Consider the following 338-nt stretch of genomic DNA (forward strand, 5'->3'; position numbering starts at 1 on the left):
AGGGATTGACGATCTCGATGCGATGCTCGGCGGTGTCGATCAGTTCAACGAAATAGGCTTCCAGCGCGTGCCCGTCCTCATAGGGTACGGAAATGAAATGCCGCGCCACGCCGTGCGGGGCAGCTACGGAACGAACCGGAATGGAAAACGGCCGCGACAGATTGGTGTTGGCGTCGCGCAGCCAGATGGTCGACAGATGGGCGGCCGGCGGCTCGACGGTCGTCTGGTCGGCGATCTCGATGTCGAAATCGCTCCAGTTGGAATAGTAGTTCAGCGAGAAGCCGTCGGTCTTGCCGTATTGCTGGAGGTCCGGATAGCGGGTCAGGTCGACCGGCCGG

The 338-nt window shown here is 61.5% G+C and carries 1 pseudogene; it reads right to left on the reverse strand.

Annotation, left to right across the window (positions count from 1 at the left end):
- Nucleotides 1-338, reverse strand: a pseudogene (locus EN859_RS36280) (phosphatidylserine/phosphatidylglycerophosphate/cardiolipin synthase family protein); the annotation flags it as partial.

The organism is Mesorhizobium sp. M00.F.Ca.ET.216.01.1.1, assembly GCF_004010325.2.
Lineage (GTDB): Bacteria > Pseudomonadota > Alphaproteobacteria > Rhizobiales > Rhizobiaceae > Mesorhizobium.